A 19,487-nucleotide genomic window follows, 5' to 3' on the forward strand; every position below is an offset into this window, starting at 1 on the left:
TTATCCGGTCACCGTGAATTCGGTTTCCCAAGACCCATTACGCAGGCCTGATTGCATCGGGCCTCATAACACAAGGCTCCTTTACAGTGGCATCACCTTCGTCTGAATCGAAGGCCGGGTCGATCGACCATGCAGCAACCGGGGAACGTCACTTTCTAAACGTACGCCTCCGCCAACCGGGACGTCGCCATGAGTCAGCGACGGACATCATCGGTGGCGATTCGGCGCGGGGCCGATCGCCGCATTAAGAGCTGATTGAGGAGGAATCGTGGGGATTATCAAGATAGCAGCCGAATCGGATCAGAACATGAGACAAGCCGTCGGCGCATTGAGAGGCCTTGTCAGTCCAGTCCGTATTCCTTGCATCGCTCGCGGAGTGTGCTGCGGTGAATCCCCAAGATTTCCGCGGCTTTCGCACGATTTCCGCCAGTGTGTTGCAGCACTCGCCGCATCAGTGCGGGTTCAAAGTCATCAAGAAATTTGGCGTGTAAATTCGCATTGTTGGAGTCGTCTTCGGCGAGTTGACGGTGCACCCATTTTTCGACGACGGTTTCCGGTAAACCCGACGACACCGCGTCATCGCCGTCGCCGGGATGATGCACCGTCGTGGTGGGCAGGTCTTCTATCGCCAGCGGACGTCCTCGGGCAATCACGGCAGCATGCTCGATCGCGTTTTTCAGCTCACGAATATTTCCGTACCAAGGACGCCTTTGTAGTTCTTCGATGATGTTGTCGCTGAGGTCGATCGAAACCGGTGTCGATAGGCGAGAAAGGAAGTGCTCGCACAATGGCAGGATGTCATCGATCCGTTCACGAAGCGGCGGAAGATGGATCTGCATGCCGCTTAGGCGATGGTAAAGGTCCTCGCGAAACTCACCTTTGCCAATCGCTTTGACCAAGTCGCAATTGGTTGCCGCGATAACGCGGACATCCGCGATGCGCGAGCGGACTTCGCCAACACGGCTGAATTCGCCGGACTCTAACACGCGTAGCAGTTTGACTTGAATCCGCATCGGCAAGTCACCGATTTCATCCAACAGAATCGTGCCGCCGGCGGCTTGTTCGAATAAGCCTTCGCGGTCGGCGATCGCACCGGTGAACGCGCCTTTAACATGACCAAAGAGTTCGCTTTCGATCAGTTCCGGGTTCAAGGCAACCGGTGCGGTCACAATGTAAGGTTGTTGTGATCGGGCCGAGTGTTTGGCGATCGCGGCAGCGACCAGTTCTTTGCCGGTTCCCGTTTCACCCGTGATTAGCACAGACAGGTCGCTATCGGCAACCAATGCGATTTGCCGGAACACCTGTTGCATCGCGGCCGAGCCGCCGACCATTGATGCCGCGCTGGGTGGTGTATGGGTCGGCTTTGCCGTCTGAGCTTTTTCAACACGAGATTGTTCGACGGTTTGCAGCGTTCGCCTGCAGACTTGTAGGACATCTTCTAAGCGGAATGGCTTGGTGAGATAGTCACTGGCGCCATTTTTTACAGCGGCGACAGCGGTTTCCAAGTCACCAAAGGCGGTGATGATAACAATCGGCGCTGCGGTGCGTTCGATGAATTTTGGCAACGCTTTGATGCCATCCATCCCCGGCAAACGCACATCAAGAAACGCCATCGAGAATTCTTGGTCTTCCGCCAAGCGTAGTCCTTCTTCGGCGCTGGACGCGATCGTTGCGGAGTGACCTTCACCGGCAAGCGTCTTTTCGAGTGCCCAGCAAATCGCTGGTTCATCATCGACGATCAGGACTTGATGTTGCATGTGAATCGAAACTCGGTCGTTTGGTCGGTTCTAAAATAGTCCACGTTCCCGCCAAGCGTCATCGCGGCGCGGGCGGCGACGGATAGGCCTAGCCCAAGGCCTTCCGATTTGGTGGTGACAAATGGTTCGAACATTTCCGCCGCGATTTTGTTGTCCACGCCGGGGCCATCATCGATCACCGCGACGGTCAGCACCTGATCCGAACGTTTCGCGCTAACGGTCACATGTTGGCCTGCCTGAAGTGCATTCTGAATCAAGTTGGACACACCCGCAACAAAGGTCGAACCTTCGGCGACAGTGGTGTCGTCGATCGTTGGGTCGATCTCCCACCGCAACGGTCGCCGCAGATGCGAGGCGATAGGGCCGATGGTTTCACGCATCTGTTTCAAGCACTCTGATACGGGCATCTCGACCGCGTCGGCCAGTCTTCCCGAAGCGAGCATTACGATTCGGCGGACGTATTCCTCTGCCTTTTCGATCTGATCAAGCGCGACCGCAATTCCTTCGTCGTCACCCGAATCGCAGTCATTCGCATGCAGTTCGACCGCCATCCGTGCTCCGGTCAGGCTGTTGCGAAGCTGATGTGCCATGCCAGCGGCGACTTGGGAAATCAATTTTTCACCGTGACGTCGTTCGGTCTGTTTCCAAAGCGTTTCCAGTTCCGACGCCATCTGATTGATCGAATGGGCGAGCCGTGAAAGCTCGTCACGATCATTGTCTTGGATGGTCAGCTGCAGGTCACCACTGGCGATGGTGTGAACTTGTTGTTGCAAGCGACGAATGCGTTTGACCAAACGTGAAGCGAGTAGGTAGCTAACCAAGCCCAGCGGAATAACGGTCAACAGGCCGGTTGCGATCGGCAGGGCGATGTACTGTTTACGGCGCTTGGCAAGTTGGCTTTGATCCAACAGCACCGCGACCTCTTTCACACCGTCCTGTCTTCGGGACGAGCCTTCGATCGCGATCCGACGTGCAAGATACGGAACGCTATTGATCACCACGTCGGTTCGGTCAGCCGGTGCGGTGTCGACGCCAGTGATGGTGCTTCGGATCACCGCTTCGTTTTCATCAAGAGTCAGCAGTTCGGCACCAGTTAGACTGGCTAGCAAGCGGAGTACGTTTTCGTTGAAGGGATATCTGGCTTGCGAAATCGTCCGTTGTAGATCATCAAAACGCCGCTCCGATTCGGCGCTCGCCTGTTCTGATCCGAAACGATAGGCAACCGTTGAGATGCCGATCGCAACAACCAGTGTTGAAAGAATGATGGGACCGAGAAGGCGAAACCGTAGCGATGCCATCGGCGACCAATGCGCTGTCGACTCGGAGGGTGATGGCGAAGGTTTCTCTGGCATGCAGCGGTTTGCGAGTTGATAAAAGCAGTTGGCTTAGACTGTTCCGCACTCAGTCGGAAGATTCGATCTTCAAGACCGGTAAACGTCCTCGGACATCGATCTGATCTCGAATCGATTGCGGCGTGTTGTCGGCGGGACGAGGGCGTGATTCTGGATCGATATCCGGTGCAACGAAATGCGTGCCTTGTCGAGAACCCCGCCTTTCAAATTCGCCTTCGATCTGAAGCTTCAGCGTCGACTTTTCCAAGCACCATTGTGGTGCGATCAAATATTTGGGCGGCGCGTCACCACTGATGCGTTCGACGACTGTCGTCGGCGGGATGCGTTCCAGAAAGTCGACGACGGTTTTCACATAAGTGTCCTGCTCCAGCATCTGAATTTTTCCACTGATGACTTCATCACCCAGTTTTGTGCCTTGGACCGCATAAAGGTTGTGTAACTTGATTGCGTCGAATCCCAGACGGGCAACTTCATCAGCGGTTTGCATCATCATTTCGTGCGTTTCCCCAGGAATGCCTAAAATGATATGGACACAACATTCAAAGCCTCTCGATCTCGCTCGATCGAGTGCATTGATCATATGGTCATGGGTGTGCGCACGATTCATCCAGTCCAAACCCGGCTGGTGCATCGTTTGCATGCCGAATTCCAGCGAAACATAACGCTCGCTCGCAAGGCTTTCGGCTAGCTCCAGCACGCAATCGGGAACGCAGTCGGGGCGGGTCCCAATCGCCAGCCCAACAACGTCAGGGTGCTGCCGCAGAGCCAATCGGAATACCTCTTCCAGCTGATCGACCGGAGCGTAGGTGTTGGTGGCGGGTTGGAAGTATGCCAGAAACCCGGCGACGTTTCCGTAGCGACGACGGACACTTTCGATGCCGCCTTCGAGCTGTTCGCTAACGCGTTTTAGACGAACCCGGCGAGAAGGGCTGAACGACCGATTGTCGCAAAAATTGCACCCCCCACGAGCTACCGCGCCATCAACATTGGGACAGGTGAAGCCCGCATCGATGCTCACACGCTGAATTCGTCCGCCGAAGCGACGTTTTAGCGATGCACCGAAGGCATTGAAGTAAAGACCCTCATGTTGCCAGGCCAAACGATCATTAGAACCGGAAATTGTCAAAGGAGTCCGTTGCCAAGCGGGGGTGTTCGATCGATATTAGGGTGTTCGTTGTTTCAGTGACTTGCGAACACGCAATTTTTTGTGACACAGTTTAACTCGCTCGACAAGCCACCACTCACGAGGCGTGAAGGTGAACGATTTTGACGACAATGACGACCTGGATTTCGCCGGAAAATATGGGCAATTGGTCCCGGTGGGCGGTGGCGATCCAATCCCTCTAGTGAAGGATCGGCTCGTCGTCGGACGACGTTCTGAGTGCGACATTCAGTTGAAGTTTAATAACGTCTCCGGTCAACACGCTCGAATGACTTTGGAGCAGGGATATTGGTTTATCCGCGATATGAACAGCCGAAATGGCATCAAAGTCGACGGCCGCCCTGTGATCCGAAAACGCCTGGATCCGAAGTGCAAGCTGGCAATCGCTCGTCACGTCTACACCGTCGAATACGACCCGCAAACGTTAGGCGCGTATGGCCCACCACCTGCCGATGACGAGTACTTGGATGAAGTCATGAAAAGTTCGCTGATGTCCCGTGCCGGTGTCAGCAAACGCGACGCGAAAGGATTCACCAATAAGAAAATCGACTAGCTGGTCGAGCTTTCTAGACAGTCGCAACGCCCTTCAGATGAGGCAGCGAATCCCTTTCGCTTGGGATTCGTTGCCTTTTGTCGTTCAATGGGAAAAGGTTTTGTTGCCGAAAACACCGTCTGTAGGCACTGTCTGCAGGCACCGTCTGTCGGCAACTTTCACAGTCGCCTTTTCCGAGGCTCTCAGTCTCTCTTTTCTGGCAGCACGATCGTTTCTGTCGGGTCGCTAACCGGGGTTGGCTTCGACGTCTCTTTCGTCGCTTGATTGCCGGATGATCTCCGGCCCGACATTTGTTTGTTCACTGGCTGCCGATCCATTGGCTTCACATCGACAGTCGCTTTTCGAATTCGTCGTACCACGCGGTCATCGCGAACCCGGCGAACAAAGAACCACAGCATCGCGCTGACCAACAGCAGGGCAAGCAGCCCAACGCTACCGGTTCGTAGCAGACTTTGCGTCATTTGACCCACCGGCGCGAACACCTTATTCAGCCTGTACTGGACCAGTACCAGCAGGTCAGACTGCTCGTCGATGGTGAGGTTTCCCGATGAAGCTTGCTGAGCTTCACCCGGTCGAATTCGAAGCCTCGGAACCGCGACCGGTTGCATCGCCGCGATCCAGCCACCCGAATAGATATCGGACTCCTCAGCCTTCGCGACCGGATCGGAGTAGTTGACGTCTTCGCCAAGTAGAAGGGCATCCATCGTTTGATTGTCAACGCGATACACCTCACCGTTTTTCAACTTGCCTTCGCGTTGGCGATCGTCCATGTAAGGGTGTTGTAGCAACGTTCCACGGGTCGGACCGTCACGCGCATCGACAAGGACTGCGACGTGGTTTTTCTGTTCATCACCTTGCAGGATTTCGATATCACCAAGGTTGATTGTGGCAACAAATACTGCGTCGGGTGGCGCGTTGGGATCGTCCGATAGTGTGACGGGCGCACTGATCGCGATCTTCCACAAAAATGTCGCGGTGGACTGAAACGCGGCCGACATCTGCATGTGGCTTAGGGCTTTGACGTCAGCGATTGCCGTGGTTTTGGGTAGGTCATTTTTTTGCCCATGGAAATACGTCCGATAGGCATAGTTTCGACCGGCACTACTTTGTTCCCGCGCGACCGCGTTAACGTAGGCGATCGAAAAGATAGTCCCGCTTCCGTCGGTGACGAAGATCGTTGCCAGCTTTGGCCGGTGCGGGTGATCCTCGCTCGGCATGTAGTCGTCCAGACGACTTTGCAAGTACTCGTCTAGCTTGATCCGTGCCTCGTTATCCAATAGCCGATCACGAACATCGGTCAGTTTACTGGCGTTTTGACTTGTGCCTGCGTTCTTTAGGCCGCGCAGTTGTTTCTGCAAGCCCGCGTCACGCAGGGTTTCCCCGAGCTGTTGTCGGAACTGATCGCTTGTGATTTCTTCTTGGCACAAGCGAAAGTATCGTTCCAGTTCACTTTCCAAAGTCCGGGCCGCAAAGCGAGCCGCGAGCAGATTGCTTTCGCGCGCCTCCGCTTTAAGCGCCACCATGGTTTGTTCCTTGGCGGTGTTGATAGTTTGCACACCCGAGATACTGGTCACGATCAACAGCAGCAGTGGTCCCAGGATGCCTAGAAGCATCAACGGGCGTCTGGCGCGGGATTCGTCGCGACGGTCCAAGTGTTCCAGGATCTCTTGAACGTTCGCAAACCGCGCGTCGGGTTCTGGGGCGAGGCATCGGCTAACGATCCGAGCCAGTTCGCGATCGACACCGCCACGTTGGATGTGCCGCACTGGCGGCGTCGCATTGCGGATCGATTCACGATAGCGTTCCAATCGCTTCGGCAATGAGCCCGCGGTATCAAGCTGTTCGACGATCGAATCATCGCGATAGGGCGGTCCACCGGTCAGCATTCGATACATGATCGCACCGACAGCGTAGACGTCCCATGAACTGCTCGGGGATGACCCCAAGTCGGCTTGTTCGGGGGCCATGTAAAACAGCGTGCCCAGCGACGGCGTCTGGTCATGCGTCATGCGGCTTTGGCCAAAGTCCGCGAGACGTGGTTCGTGATCGTCACCCAGTAGCACGTTGGCGGGTTTCAAGTCGCAGTGCAGAACCCCCTTGTTGTGGCTGTGGTTGAGCCCGATGCAGATTTTTCGAAACAGCAGCACCGCTTCGCCAATTGGCAGGGCGCCACGCTCAGTAAGCTCGTCTTCGAGCGAGCCTCCGGGGACTAGCTCCATCACGTAGTAGGGTGGATCGTTGTCCCAGCCCACTTCCAAGACCTGGACAATGTGACGGTCGGCCGAAAGCTGGACCAGGTTTTTGACCTCGTGCGATAGCAGTGACCAATTCACACCGCCGCGATGCAAGAAAAACTTGACCGCGACCGGCCGCCCGGTGTTCAAATCTCGTCCGACCCAGACTTGTCCAAACGCGCCGCTGCCCAAAAAACGCTCCAGGCGATACCCTGGGACGTCCGACGGCGGCGCGGTAGCCTGCATCGACAGCTTCTTGCTGGCCGACTGACCACCCTCGGTTTGAAACTCCGTCAAATCTCCTTCGTTCACTGAGCCACCCTTTCGCATCCCAAGCTGGTAGACGCCGTGTCAATCCTTCCTGTACCGAACCAACCGAATCGTATTGTAACGAGAAAGCTGGTCGATGGCGTCTGGATCAACGCCGCTGCGGTCGTGCCGATCCGATTGTTTGGTGCCATCGTCCTCTCCTTGTGTTGCACGCTGTCGCTTCCGGCGCAAGAACAACCAAGCGGCGGCGACGATCTCCTGTTACGCGATTTTCGTCCCAAGCAAAAACTTGTCGTTCCCGAACACCCTTTGTCCGCGGCAAGTCACCCGGTTGTGGATGTTCACATCCACATGCACTACCGCCTGCGGGACAGTTTGGAAGCACTCGAGGACTTTGTCGATCTGATGGATCGCAACAACATCGCCATGTGTGTTTCGCTGGACGGAAAACTGGGGCAGCAACTTGATGACCACATGAAATATCTGTGGACAAAGTACCGTGATCGCTTCGCAATCTTTGCCAACGTCAACTGGCAAGGCAACGCCCCGGCTGACGAACCCCAGTTGTGGCCCTGTCACCAACCCGGATTTGCCGAACGCACCGCCGATGAACTCGAGCACGCTGTCCAGCGAGGCGTTTGCGGATTGAAAGTTTTCAAAGCGTTCGGCTTGGGCTACAAAAACCCCGACGGTTCACTGATCAAAATCGATGACCCCCGCTGGGATCCGATTTGGGCAAAGTGCGGCGAGCTTGGCATTCCCGTCATCATCCACACCGCAGACCCGGCAGCCTTCTTTGACCCAATTGATAAACATAATGAACGCTGGGAAGAACTGTCGCGTCATCCCGATTGGAGCTTCTATGGCGAAATGTTTCCCTCGCGAGAGGACCTGCTCGCCGCTCGTAACCGAGTCATCGAGCGCCACCCACAGACGAACTTCATTGGTGCACACATCGCCAACAATAGCGAAGATCTAAAAGTGGTCGGCGAGTGGCTCGATCAGTACCCCAACCTTTGGATCGAACCCGCGTCACGAATCGCCGAACTTGGCCGTCAGCCTTACACCACACGAGACTTTTTGATCCGTTATCAGGATCGGATCTTGTTTGGCACCGATGGCCCATGGCCGGAGCTGCGTTTTCAGCTCTATTGGAGATTCTTTGAAACCCGTGACGAGTCGTTTCCATACAGCGAAAAAATCCCACCACCGCAAGGCTTGTGGACCATCTATGGCATCGATTTGCCAGATGACGTTCTGCAAAAGCTTTATTACAAAAACGCCGCGCGGTTAATTCCGGGAGTCGAAGAGCGACTCCAAAAGTATAGGTCGACTACGAATGACGAATGATTCAGATAACGCGGCGATGGAGCCTTCGTTCGCTATGGTCTGCTGTGCCAACGGTGCAGAAAAACAAGTTTTGAAAGACATCGATTCGCAAGGTTGGCGGCGAGCCTTTTCGCGGCCTGGCTTTGTAACACTGAAGAACGATCGGCCTTCCGAATTGCCCTACGGAACTTTTGTTCGGTCGGCGTCTTATTCCATTGGACATTTACGTTCTGTCGATGCTCAGCAGCAGGTTCAGTCCTTGGTCGAACTGCTTCAGGCGCAGTACCCCAACGGGATGCAGTTCGACGAACTGCATCTTTGGCCACGCGATCGTCTGCCAATCGGCAAGTTCGGGTTCGAGCCCGGCCAGGATGAAGTCAGTCGTTTGGTCGCTCAGGAGATCTATCAAGCACTGGCGGATACTTGGCTTCGCTGTGATGCGCCTAACCGGATTGCCGAACCCGATGCCCGCTGTTTGGATATCGTCTTGGTCGATCCGTCAGACTGGTTCATCGGTCAACACGTCGCTTCGGATTGGCACAGTCGGTGGCCCGGCGGCGTTCAGCCGATCAATCCGCAACACGAACCGATTAGCCGCGCGTACTACAAAGCGGCGGAATCGATCACGTGGAGCGGTTTTGACGTGAAGCCAGGTGACTTGGCTGTCGAGGTCGGAAGTGCACCCGGTGGGGCGTGCGGACGCATGTTAGAACTTGGCATGCGGGTGATCGGAATCGACCCGGCGGACATGGATCCCAGAATCGCCAACCATCCAAAATTCAAACACCTGCGTGCACGTGCCGGCGACCTTCCCAGAAAGGAATATCGCGGGGCCCGTTGGTTGCTAGCCGATTCAAATGTGAAGCCTGAAAAAACGCTTGTCACGATCGAGAACATCGTGAAGCATCGACTGTGTGATATCGAAGGGCTGTTGCTGACGATGAAGCTTGGCGACTACGAAGTTGCCAGGCACATTCCGAAGTGGATCGAACGGATCAAAACGTGGAACCCCGAAGAGATTCGCGTTCGCCAGCTCGCACGCAATCGTTGCGAGGTCTGTATGGCGATTCGCTTAAAACCAAGCCGCTAGTGGCACTAGTGTTTCGTTCGATATGAAAATACGGGTTCGGTTCATCAACCGACGGGCATTAGCCCCGGTTATTGCACTGAAACCGTGGCTAACGCCATACGGCTAATTCTAAGATTGAGTTAGAACGAAGCACTAGAGTTCAGATGGTGGGTGGCACCAACCGGAGATACGAAAATACGGGTTCGGTTCATCAGCCGACGGGCGTTAGCCCCGGTTATTGCACTCAAACCGCGGCTAACGCCATACGGCAAATCCTAAAATCGAGTTGTAACGAAGCACTAGCCTTTCAGGATCTCTTTCACAACACGCGCCGGTTCGACGCCGGTTAACTTGGCATCAAGGCCTTGGAACTTGGCCGTAAAGCGTTCGTGATCAATACCCATCAAGTGCATTAGGGTTGCGTGAAAGTCGCGGACATGGACTCCATTTTCGACGACGTTGTACCCGTAAGGGCAAGTCTCTCCAAAGGTCATGCCTTCGCGAACACCGCCGCCCGCCATCCACATGCTAAAGCAACGCGGGTGGTGGTCACGACCGTAGTTGGTTGCCGTCAACTTGCCTTGGGAATAATTGGTGCGGCCGAATTCACCACCCCAAATCACAAGTGTGTCATCCAGCATGCCGCGTTGTTGAAGATCCTCCAGTAACGCCGCTGCCGGTTGATCGGTGTCCTTGCACTGTGTTTTCATGCCACTGGGAATGTTCCCGTGGTGATCCCAGCCTTGGTGATACAGCTGGATGAATCGGACTCCGCGTTCTGCCAGTCGCCTAGCAAGAATGCAGTTGGACGCAAAGGATCCGGGCTTCGTCGCGTCCGGTCCATATAGATCAAGGATGTGCTGCGGCTCGTCTGAAACGTTTGCGACTTCGGGGACGCTGCTTTGCATCCGATACGCCATTTCGTACTGACCGATTCGAGTGGTCAGCTCCGGATCGCCCAGTCGTTCTTGTTCTAGCTGGTGCAACTGGTTGAGCCGATCCAGCATGCTGCGTCGACTGTCTTGTGAAATGCCCGGCGGGTTGGTTAGGTAAAGCACTGGTTCTTTACCAGAGCGGAACTGCACGCCTTGGTAACGCGCTGGTAAGAATCCTGATCCCCACAGCCGCGAATAAAGCGGCTGACCGCCTTTGCCTTTGGTGATCAAGACAACAAAGGAAGGCAGGTTTTCACTTTCACTTCCCAGCCCATAATCCAACCACGAACCGATGCTCGGTCGCCCGGAAATCTGATTGCCGGTCTGCAGAAACGTGATCGCCGGATCGTGGTTGATCGCTTCGGTATACATAGATCGAATGACAGAAATCCGATCGACCTGTTTTGCCATGTGCGGCATCAGTTCGGAAACCCATGTCCCGCTTTCGCCGTGTCGGTCGAACTTGTAAATCGAACCGGCAAGCGGCAGGCTGGCTTGGTTTCCCGACATGCCCGTCAAACGTTGCCCATCACGAACCGAGTCAGGAAGTTGTGTTCCCTGTTGCTCGTTAAGCAAGGGCTTGTAGTCCCACGTTTCGAGCTGCGACGGGCCGCCGGCTTGGAACAGATAAATGACCCGTTTTGCAGTCGGGATATGATGCGTCGGGTTGATGACCCCAAGGCTCTTCACTCCCGATTCGATCGAAGTAGCCTCGTTGCCGGCACATTCGCGTTGCATCAGATGCATCGCCGCGACGCTTCCAAAGCCCATGCCGAATTTTTGCAACCAATGTCGCCGGTTGGTGTGGTCGTTCATGTTGGTCGATATCTAATGGTGGATGGATCGTTCGAAACGACAGTCGCTATCGAAGCATGATGGTTTCGTCATACGCAATGATCGTTTGCACAACGATCGTGGTTGCCGCCAGGTTCGACGGTTCAAGTGAGGCGTTTGCCGGTTTGTCGCCGACCTTCAAAAGCTGTGCTGCCATGTCAGGGCTATCACTGAAATAGGCGAGCTGTTCTTGGTACAGTTCGTTGACGACATTGCGTTCTTTCGCTGTCGGTGGACGACTAATCAATCGGCGAAACAGGTTCTCCCAACGACTTTTCTGGTCTTCGGGAAAAGTCTGCAGCAAGTGCTCCGCCAAGACACGCGACGCTTCGACATACTGCGGGTCATTTAAGAACACCAATGCCTGTAAAGGCGTCGTTGTCAGTTCCCGCCGTGCCGTGCAGGTTTCGCGACTGGTCGCGTCAAACGTCAGCATCGATGGCGGCGGCGCGGTGCGTTTCCAAAACGTGTAAAGGCTTCGGCGATACAGACCGTCACCAGTCGACTGGTGATAGCTCTTCCCCGTTCCGGATTCTTTCCAAAGGCCTCGCGGTTGGTAAGGCATGACGCTGGGGCCACCGACTTTTTCGACAAGCAACCCGCTGGCAAACAACACCGCGTCGCGAAGCTGTTCGGCGGATAACCGGTGTTTCGGACCGCGAGCCAAGTACACGTTGTTCGGGTCGGCCGCGTAAGTCTCCTTGTCTTCGATCGTTGACGATTGCCGGTAAGTCGCCGACAAGACGATCTCGCGACAAAGAGACTGCAAGTCCCATTGGTGATCCATCAAAGTGCGGGCCATGTAGTCAAGCAATTGCGGATGTGATGGGGGTGATCCTTGGGCTCCAAAATCCTCCAACGTCACCACAATTCCTCGACCGAAAAACAAATGCCACAAGCGGTTGGCGATCACTCGCGAAGTCAACGGGTTGGCCGGATCCGTCATCCAATGGGCAAGCGCCAGGCGTCCCTCGCCTTCGGTCGGGATGTCGCTAAGGAATTCAGGAACACCCGCAGAAACGATGTCAGCCTTTTCGGTGTATTCGCCGCGATCCAAAACGTGTGTCGCGGGAGCATCAGCGAAGTGTCTCATCACCATGATGTTACGAATTTTGGTGACCACTTCATTTTCATGCTCACGCGATTGTTGGAGTTCTGCACGCAGTTGCTCTAGTTTTTCGTCCGCAACAAGCAGTTGATGTTCGAACGCTTGATCGAACGTGATAGCTGATGGACTCTCGGCATTTGCTTGATGGTGGATCGCCGCGATTTCGGCAGCGGAGAGCTGTTGTTTATAGACCTTTAAATCATCCACCAAACCATCGCGAAATCCGATGTCGCGAAATCTGGCGCCTAAAGCCAAGTTGACTTTGCCGACCGAGCTATCACCCCATTCGTTTCGATGTCGAATGTCGCGGGTCAGTTTGTCTCGTTCGACTTTCACCTCGACTTGTTGACCGTTGATGAATAATCGCAGCCCGGCTGCTCGGCCGCTGCCGTCGTGGGTTACGGCAATGTGGGTCCATCTATCGACCGGAATGCTTTCGGTGCCTTCGATTCGCACCGCATTGCCTGGCCAGAAATGGATCATTGAAAATTCGGGATGTCCATCATCGATTGTCAGTTGTAAACCACGGAATCCTGCGTCTTCGGCAGCAACCGATTGATGCAGCACCAGCATGCGATTTTGTTTCAATGCCGGTCGTACCCAAATCGAATAGGTAAACGGATCCGTGCGACCAAACTTCGGTGCGTCGTTGCAAACGATTTCATTGTCCCCGTCGCAGCGAGTCGCTTTTTCGATCATGCCATCGGCGTCACCATCAAGCGGCAAGTGCAGCGCCGCTTCGCGTACGGCGGGTGGATCGAGGCTGAGTTCACTCTGCCGTTTCATCCAGTCTGATTTCGCCGATTCAAACGCCTGGTCATAGCTTTTCTGTGCGACATGAACAGCATGGACTGCCTCCTGGTAGGATCTACGCTGATCATCGCTATCGAACAGCAGCATCGCTGGTGACGGTTGGGCTCGCGTGAAATGCGAGTACAAACCGAATTCGTCGATGTCAGAAAAGTACGCCGAAAGACGATAAAAGTCTCGCTGCTTGATCGGGTCGAACTTGTGATCGTGACAGCGACTGCATTCGAACGTCAGCGCTAGGAAAGCTGTTCCGGCAGTCGTTGTCCGGTCGGCGATGCCGGTCAGACGAAATTCTTCTGGAACGCTGCCACCCTCGTTCGTTTGACGGTGCAGGCGATTAAACGCGGTCGCAAGTTTTTGATCATCGGTCGCGTTGGGTAGCAGGTCGCCTGCGATTTGCTCGGTCAGAAATTGGTCATAAGGCATGTTCTGGTTGAATGCGTCGATAACCCAGTCACGCCATGGCCAGATTTCCATAGGCATGTCGTTCTGGTAGCCGAACGTGTCAGCGTACCGAGCAACATCCAACCACATGTTTGCCATCCGCTCGCCATAAGCGTCGGACTTAAGCAGGCGATCGACAACGCGTTCATAGGCATCATCCTTGTCGTCATTGAAAAACAAGTCCAGTTCATCCGTCGTTGGCGGGAGCCCCGTCAAATCGAACGTCACACGTCGTAGCCATGTTGCACGATCCGCCGGTTGGTTTGGCGACAGGCTTTGCTCGGAATGAGCTTTGGCAACAAAGTGGTCGATGGCGTTGATTGCCCAAGATTCACCACTGGGCGTCTTGTCGATCTCTGGGATCGGAACCGATGCGGGGACAGCAGCGAACGCCCAGTGCTGTTCGTAGGTGGCACCCTCGGCGATCCAGCGTTTTAGGATTTGCTTTTCTTTTTCAGAAAGCTTTTTTCCGCCTTTGGGTGGCGGCATCACCATGTCGGCGTCATCCGTCATGATGCGTTCGATCAGCAAGCTGGCGTCTGTCTCGCCAGGGACAATCGCGCCGTAGTCGATTGCCGCTTCGCGATCATCGAGACGCAAATCGGCTTCGCGATGATTGGCGTCAGGACCATGGCAGGCGTAACAGAAGTCCGAAAGGATGGGACGGACGTCGCGGTTAAACGACAGTTCAGAGTCGCCGTGTGCCGTTGCTGAGATAGCGAGAAAGAGGCTAGCACCGCAAGCAATCAAAAACGTGCAACGAAACATATCGCGAAGGCGGGGGCAGGTGGGGGAGAGAACTGGCTGATCGAGCGGGTGCCCGGCACCTAGGTCGAACCGCCCACAGCTATTTTACGTCAAGTCGCATTGGGACGTCGTGGTCGTCTTGCGAATCGGAAAAACCAGACACACACCATCGCAATTCGGTCGATGGAATTTGAAGTGTGGCGTTCGACACAAGCAGCCAAGGCAATTGTTGATCCCTCTGAGCCGAAACGCGCTAGCGTCGGTTGTGTGGGTTTGGTTCGCATGCAGAAAATTTCAAGCGCGGCTAGCGCCGACGCGGCTCAGTAATGTCTCCATTAGCCGAAACGCGTTAGCGTCGGTTGACAGTTCCGTGCTCCAAGCACCTAACCGCACGCTGGCGCGTTGCGGCTGATCGTGGCGTGATCATCAGCCGCTGGCGCCAGCCCGCGGTTAACACATCACCCAACCGCGGCTAGCGCCGACGCGGCTCAATTCGCAATCTCCGTGAGCCGAAACGCGCTAGCGTCGGTTGACAGTTCCGTGCTCCAAACACCTAACCGCACGCTGGCGCGTTGCGGCTGATCGTGGTTTGATCATCAGCCGCTGGCGCCAGCTCGCGGTTAATACATCACCCAACCGCGGCTAGCGCCGACGCGGCTCAGCAATGTCTACCCTGAGCCGAAACGCGCTAGCGTCGGTTGACAGTTCCGTGCTCCAAACACCTAACCGCACGCTGGCGCGTTGCGGCTGATCGTGGCGTGATCATCAGCCGCTGGCGCCAGCCCGCGGTTAACACATCACCCAACCGCGGCTAGCGCCAACGCGGTTCAGTAATGTTTAACCTGAGCCGAAACGCGCTAGCGTCGGTTATGTGGGTTTGGCTCACATACAGAAAATTTCAAGCGCGGCTAGCGCCAACGCGGCTCAGTATTGTTTCCCTGAACTCGCAACGCGTTAGCGTCGGTTCCCCCACAGCCCCGACCAACCTTGACTCCTCAAAAGATTACATGTAAAGTATATCCAGAGGCCAATCCGATGACAAAAACACTGCGTGAAGAACTTAAGAAACGTGGGCCCTTTGCTTCTTCCCAACAAGAGGCGACGCTAGCAATCCTGCGCACAAGCGATCTTTTGGAAAATCGAATCGCCAGATTGATGCGCCAACACGGTTTAACGGTAACCCAGTACAACGTGCTTCGCATCTTGCGCGGTGAAGGCAAGCCGCTGCCGTGCCTTGAAGTCGCCGAGCGGATGATCCAGGTCGCACCGGCAATCACTCGCGTCGTCGACCAATTGTTAAAGTTGGACTTGATTAGCAAAGTTCAATCGGAAGAAGACCGGCGTGTCTTTCAGATTGAGCTAAAACCCGCGGCAAAGCGACTGCTCAAAAAATTGGATCAGCCAGTTCTTGATCTGCACGCCAGTCTTTTTGAGGGCGTATCCGCGACGGATCAGAAGAATCTGATTCGGATTTTGGAAAAGCTTCGCTCGGGTGTGGCCGATTAAAACATTTGCTCAAAAGGTTGACATGTAAGGTAATTGGCGAGGCGGAGTATTCTGCTAGTAGAGCTTTGTTGTGCTGGTGGTGATTCTCCGCGGCATCGCGAAAACGTGTTCCGTCACCGCAGGGCCTCGCAGTTCAGTTTAATTCGATTTTTCAAATCCATAACGAAGGAGTTCAAAATGGCAAAGTTGCTGTATATCGAGTCGTCACCACGCAAGAAACGTTCGAAGTCCATCGCGGTCGCGAGTGCCTTTTTGGAGGCGTATCAGGAACAGAATCCTGGGGATGAGGTCGTCAAGATCGACCTGTGGGATAAACCGCTTCCCGAGTTTGACGGCGATATGCTCGATGCGAAATACCAGGTCATGCACGGCCAGGATTTTACCGAGCAGCAGCAACAGGCATGGCAGACCGTTGTCGAGTTGTGCGAAGAGTTTAAGTCGGCTGACAAGTACTTGATCGGTCTTCCGATGTGGAACTTTGGCGTTCCCTACAAGCTGAAGCACTACGTTGACCTGATCGCTCAGCCCGGCCAAACGTTTAGCTTCGATCCCGCAACCGGATATACGGGTTTGGTCACCGGGAAACCGGTCGCTGTGGTTTATTCGCGAGGTGGGGCGTACGGTAACGACCAAGCCAAGGCGATGGACCTGCAGAAAGGCTATATGGATTTGTTTCTTGGTTTCGTGGGCTTTACCGACATCAGTTCGGTATTGGTTGAGCCAACCTTAGGAACCCCGGAAGACGTGGCGGCGGTTGAAGCGTCCGCAGTCGCAAACGCGAAGTCGATCGCCATGCAGTTTTGATTTCATACGAAGGGCCATCGCGGCAACATACAGGGTAGCAACATGTTGACAGTTCGACGTTCGGAAGAGCGGGGATCAGCGGATCATGGCTGGTTGAAAACCCGCTATTCGTTCTCGTTTTCTAGTTACTACGACCCACAGCATATGGGGTTTCGTTCATTGCGCGTCATGAACGAAGATCATGTCGCGCCCGGGAAGGGCTTTGGGACGCATCCGCATGACAACATGGAAATTGTCACCTATGTCCTTGAAGGTGCTTTGGAGCATCGTGATTCGATGGGCAATGGCGAAGTCTTGCGTCCCGGTGAGTTCCAGCGGATCACGGCGGGAACAGGGATCACGCATAGCGAATTCAATCCGTCTGCGGACAATCAAACGCATCTCTATCAGATCTGGTTGCTTCCGGAGCGAAGCGGAATTGAGCCCAGCTATGAGCAAAAGGCTTTCGATCCCGAGGGGCGTCGTGACAACTTTCAGCTCGTCGCATCTCGTGATGGCGAAGCCGGTTCTTTGTTGATTCACCAGGACGTTCGGATCTATCTGGCGGACCTAAACGCGGCAAGCGGCCTTACCTACAGTATTTCCGAGGGGCGGCATGCTTGGTTGCAGGTCTTGCGCGGTTCGGTCTCGGTTGGTGAACACCAGTTGGCGCAGGGGGACGCCGTTGCGATTAGCGATCAGCCGGATTTGCAGCTGGTCGCTGATGAGGCTGCCGAATTGATGCTTTTCGATTTAGCTTAGTTCGTTTCGCTGGTGCGAACCTGGTGTTGTCAAACTGGGCAGTCTTTGCGGGGTTCGCTTTGCAGGCCAGGTCGATCGCGACCTCGTTTGGGAAGCGATCGTTAAAAAATGCACCAGCGGTATGGTTTCCGCGATTGTTTTGTTTTGCCCAAAGCAATAAAAACACGCTAGAACCGGCCCAGGCAATTGATTGATAATGCAGAGACGGCGCTAACCTCTTTGCGCTTCGGTGACGACGTCGTGCCGCACATGTGTGGCTGCGTTGATCGGAATGCACCTGTGTAATCACGTGCAGTCGTCACACACGATCCGCCTGCTGTCACGTTTGTGAGACGGGTACTGCGAATCGTCTCCCGGGTGACGCATGGATTGTTGTTTCTCGTTGGCTTGCATTTGAAGACCGTCCGGTTGAACAGGCACCGAGTGAACGCTCGGAAAACGAACAATTCAAAGGGAGTGTGAGATGAGTGAACCGTTTATTCTTGATTGGCGGTGTATCAGTGTTGGAATGCCCGATCTGGTAGCAGAGCGACAGGGGATCACAGTCCGAATCCGCCAGGGCGTCTGGCGAGATTGGGACAATCGTCAAGTCGACTCGCCGTCGGTTAGCCCTTGTTATCGCTTGGTGATCGACGACGCGAGCGGGCAGGTTCTCGGCGGAACCCTTTACGGTCCCGAGGCGGGACGTTGTGTCGAAGAGCTTCGTCAAATGATCGCGACTGAGCCAACCGAGGTTGCGTTGGTTGGTAGCGGATCAGAGTAGACGCTGCAAACTCGCGCTCGTTCGGTGCGTCACAATCAGATGATCGGATCGTTAATTCGAGTAGTGAAGCTACTTCCACGGGTAAATTGTGTTCCAGTCGGTCTTCATGTCGACAACGGTCCATCCTAGCGCCGCTGCATCCTGAAGTCCTTTGTCGAGTTTGCCGATGGCAGAGTCTTTGTCATATGCCCATTCGCGATCGGCATCGGTGTGATGGATCAGTAGCCCAAAGCGAGCGTTTTGGCCGGATGTCGTCCATTGCATCATCTGGTAGTCTCCGTCGGAATTACCGCCAGCGAAAATTGGGCGTCGTCCGATATGGCTTTGGATGCCAACAGGTTTGCCTTCTTTGTCGTCGATCAGGTCTACTTCAGGCAGTTTGACCAGAACCGGTGTTCCGTTGTGAAGCTCGTATTTCATTTTTAGGCTGCTACCGACGACCTGCTCTGGCGGGATGCCATAAACCTCTTCTGCCCAGGGCCGCATGAATTCGATCCCACCGCCGGAGACGATGTAGGTCTTGAATCCCTTTGATCGGAGGTAGTTGAGCAGCTCCAACATCGGTTGGTAGATCATTTCGTCGTAACGTTTTCCCGACGTTGGGTGACGTGACTTCGCGAGCCAATCTTTGACCGTTTCTGAGAACTCTTCGACCGTCATCCCCGCATGAGTTGCCGCGAACAGTTTCATCAGCCCAGGTTTTCCGGATGCCGCGACCGCATGCAGGTCGTCTTTCAGGATCGATGCGAAGGGTTCGGTGTTCTGCCATTCCGGATGGTCCACCGCCATGGCTTTGACGCGATCGACGATAAATAGCAGCTGGAAATACGCTGGCTTTTCGCTCCACAGCGTCCCGTCGTTATCGAAGGTAGCGATGCGTTCGGGCGGAGGTACAAAGTCAGGCGAATTTCGGTCGGTGACACGGTTTACAAAGTGAATGATCGCTTGCTTGGCTTGCCCATCGTTCCATGAAGGAAGAGGCTCGTCGGCGAGTGACAAATTCGATGCGTTTAGCAAGCCGCAGGCGCAGAGCCCAAGTATGAATTGGCGAGCGAACATTGAGCTACCG

Annotated in this window: 14 protein-coding genes; 7 read left to right on the top strand and 7 right to left on the bottom strand. The window is 54.9% G+C overall.

Features of this window, described 5'->3' with window-relative positions; genetic code table 11:
- Positions 1–341: 341 nt before the first annotated feature.
- Genes LOC67_RS00745 through LOC67_RS00755 form a run of 3 tightly spaced genes read right to left on the bottom strand, consistent with a single transcriptional unit; the run spans position 342 to position 4,235 of the window.
- The gene (locus tag LOC67_RS00745) at positions 342–1,757 is read right to left on the bottom strand and encodes a sigma-54-dependent transcriptional regulator (RefSeq protein WP_230260447.1); all 1,416 of its coding nucleotides are present in this window, start codon (positions 1,755–1,757) and stop codon (positions 342–344) included.
- Positions 1,739–3,109 (bottom strand): sensor histidine kinase, encoded by a 1,371-nt coding sequence (locus LOC67_RS00750; RefSeq protein ID WP_230260449.1) that lies wholly within the window; start codon positions 3,107–3,109, stop codon positions 1,739–1,741. The genes LOC67_RS00745 and LOC67_RS00750 overlap by 19 nt, the downstream gene beginning before the upstream one ends.
- 49 nt (positions 3,110–3,158) lie before the next feature.
- Positions 3,159–4,235: a TIGR01212 family radical SAM protein gene (locus LOC67_RS00755; RefSeq protein WP_230260450.1), complete on the bottom strand. Its 1,077-nt coding sequence runs from the start codon at positions 4,233–4,235 to the stop codon at positions 3,159–3,161.
- A gap of 130 nt (positions 4,236–4,365) precedes the next feature.
- Here LOC67_RS00755 and LOC67_RS00760 point away from each other — a divergent pair, with 130 nt between their 5' ends.
- The gene (locus LOC67_RS00760) at positions 4,366–4,824 is read left to right on the top strand and encodes an FHA domain-containing protein (protein ID WP_230260452.1); all 459 of its coding nucleotides are present in this window, start codon (positions 4,366–4,368) and stop codon (positions 4,822–4,824) included.
- A 182-nt stretch (positions 4,825–5,006) separates the two neighbouring features.
- Here LOC67_RS00760 and LOC67_RS00765 read toward each other — a convergent pair whose 3' ends face one another.
- Entirely contained in the window at positions 5,007–7,370 is a 2,364-nt protein-coding gene (locus tag LOC67_RS00765) for a serine/threonine-protein kinase (RefSeq protein ID WP_230260454.1), read from the bottom strand.
- Positions 7,371–7,517: 147 nt separating this feature from the next.
- Between LOC67_RS00765 and LOC67_RS00770 the strand changes: the two genes are divergently transcribed.
- Together LOC67_RS00770 and LOC67_RS00775 are read left to right on the top strand one after the other, a co-directional pair.
- Positions 7,518–8,678: an amidohydrolase family protein gene (locus tag LOC67_RS00770; protein WP_410001115.1), complete on the top strand. Its 1,161-nt coding sequence runs from the start codon at positions 7,518–7,520 to the stop codon at positions 8,676–8,678.
- Positions 8,668–9,747: an SAM-dependent methyltransferase gene (locus LOC67_RS00775; RefSeq protein ID WP_230260456.1), complete on the top strand. Its 1,080-nt coding sequence runs from the start codon at positions 8,668–8,670 to the stop codon at positions 9,745–9,747. Before LOC67_RS00770 ends, LOC67_RS00775 begins: the two co-directional genes overlap by 11 nt.
- Before the next feature lie 278 nt (positions 9,748–10,025).
- On the opposite strand, the gene LOC67_RS00780 is transcribed toward LOC67_RS00775, so the two are convergent.
- On the bottom strand, positions 10,026–11,477 hold the full coding sequence (locus LOC67_RS00780) for a DUF1501 domain-containing protein (RefSeq protein ID WP_230260457.1): 1,452 nt from the start codon (positions 11,475–11,477) through the stop codon (positions 10,026–10,028).
- 46 nt (positions 11,478–11,523) lie between these two features.
- Entirely contained in the window at positions 11,524–14,625 is a 3,102-nt protein-coding gene (locus LOC67_RS00785; protein ID WP_230260458.1) for a DUF1553 domain-containing protein, read from the bottom strand.
- 1,014 nt (positions 14,626–15,639) lie between these two features.
- Here LOC67_RS00785 and LOC67_RS00790 point away from each other — a divergent pair.
- The 4 genes from LOC67_RS00790 (at position 15,640) to LOC67_RS00805 (ending at position 18,418) form a co-directional block, all read left to right on the top strand.
- Positions 15,640–16,110 (top strand): MarR family winged helix-turn-helix transcriptional regulator, encoded by a 471-nt coding sequence (locus tag LOC67_RS00790; protein WP_230260459.1) that lies wholly within the window; start codon positions 15,640–15,642, stop codon positions 16,108–16,110.
- A gap of 177 nt (positions 16,111–16,287) precedes the next feature.
- The gene (locus tag LOC67_RS00795; RefSeq protein ID WP_230260460.1) at positions 16,288–16,914 is read left to right on the top strand and encodes an FMN-dependent NADH-azoreductase; all 627 of its coding nucleotides are present in this window, start codon (positions 16,288–16,290) and stop codon (positions 16,912–16,914) included.
- 42 nt (positions 16,915–16,956) lie between these two features.
- A complete protein-coding gene (locus LOC67_RS00800) occupies positions 16,957–17,655 on the top strand; it encodes a pirin family protein (protein WP_230260462.1) in 699 nt (232 codons plus the stop codon).
- 463 nt (positions 17,656–18,118) lie between these two features.
- Complete coding sequence (locus tag LOC67_RS00805; RefSeq protein WP_230260463.1) at positions 18,119–18,418, top strand: hypothetical protein; 300 nt, start codon at positions 18,119–18,121, stop codon at positions 18,416–18,418.
- Positions 18,419–18,487: 69 nt separating this feature from the next.
- Here the strand turns inward: LOC67_RS00805 and LOC67_RS00810 are convergent, their stop codons facing one another.
- On the bottom strand, positions 18,488–19,477 hold the full coding sequence (locus tag LOC67_RS00810; RefSeq protein ID WP_230260465.1) for an HAD family hydrolase: 990 nt from the start codon (positions 19,475–19,477) through the stop codon (positions 18,488–18,490).
- Between the last annotated feature and the right edge of the window lie 10 nt (positions 19,478–19,487).

This window comes from Stieleria sp. JC731 (genome assembly GCF_020966635.1).
Classification (GTDB): domain Bacteria; phylum Planctomycetota; class Planctomycetia; order Pirellulales; family Pirellulaceae; genus Stieleria.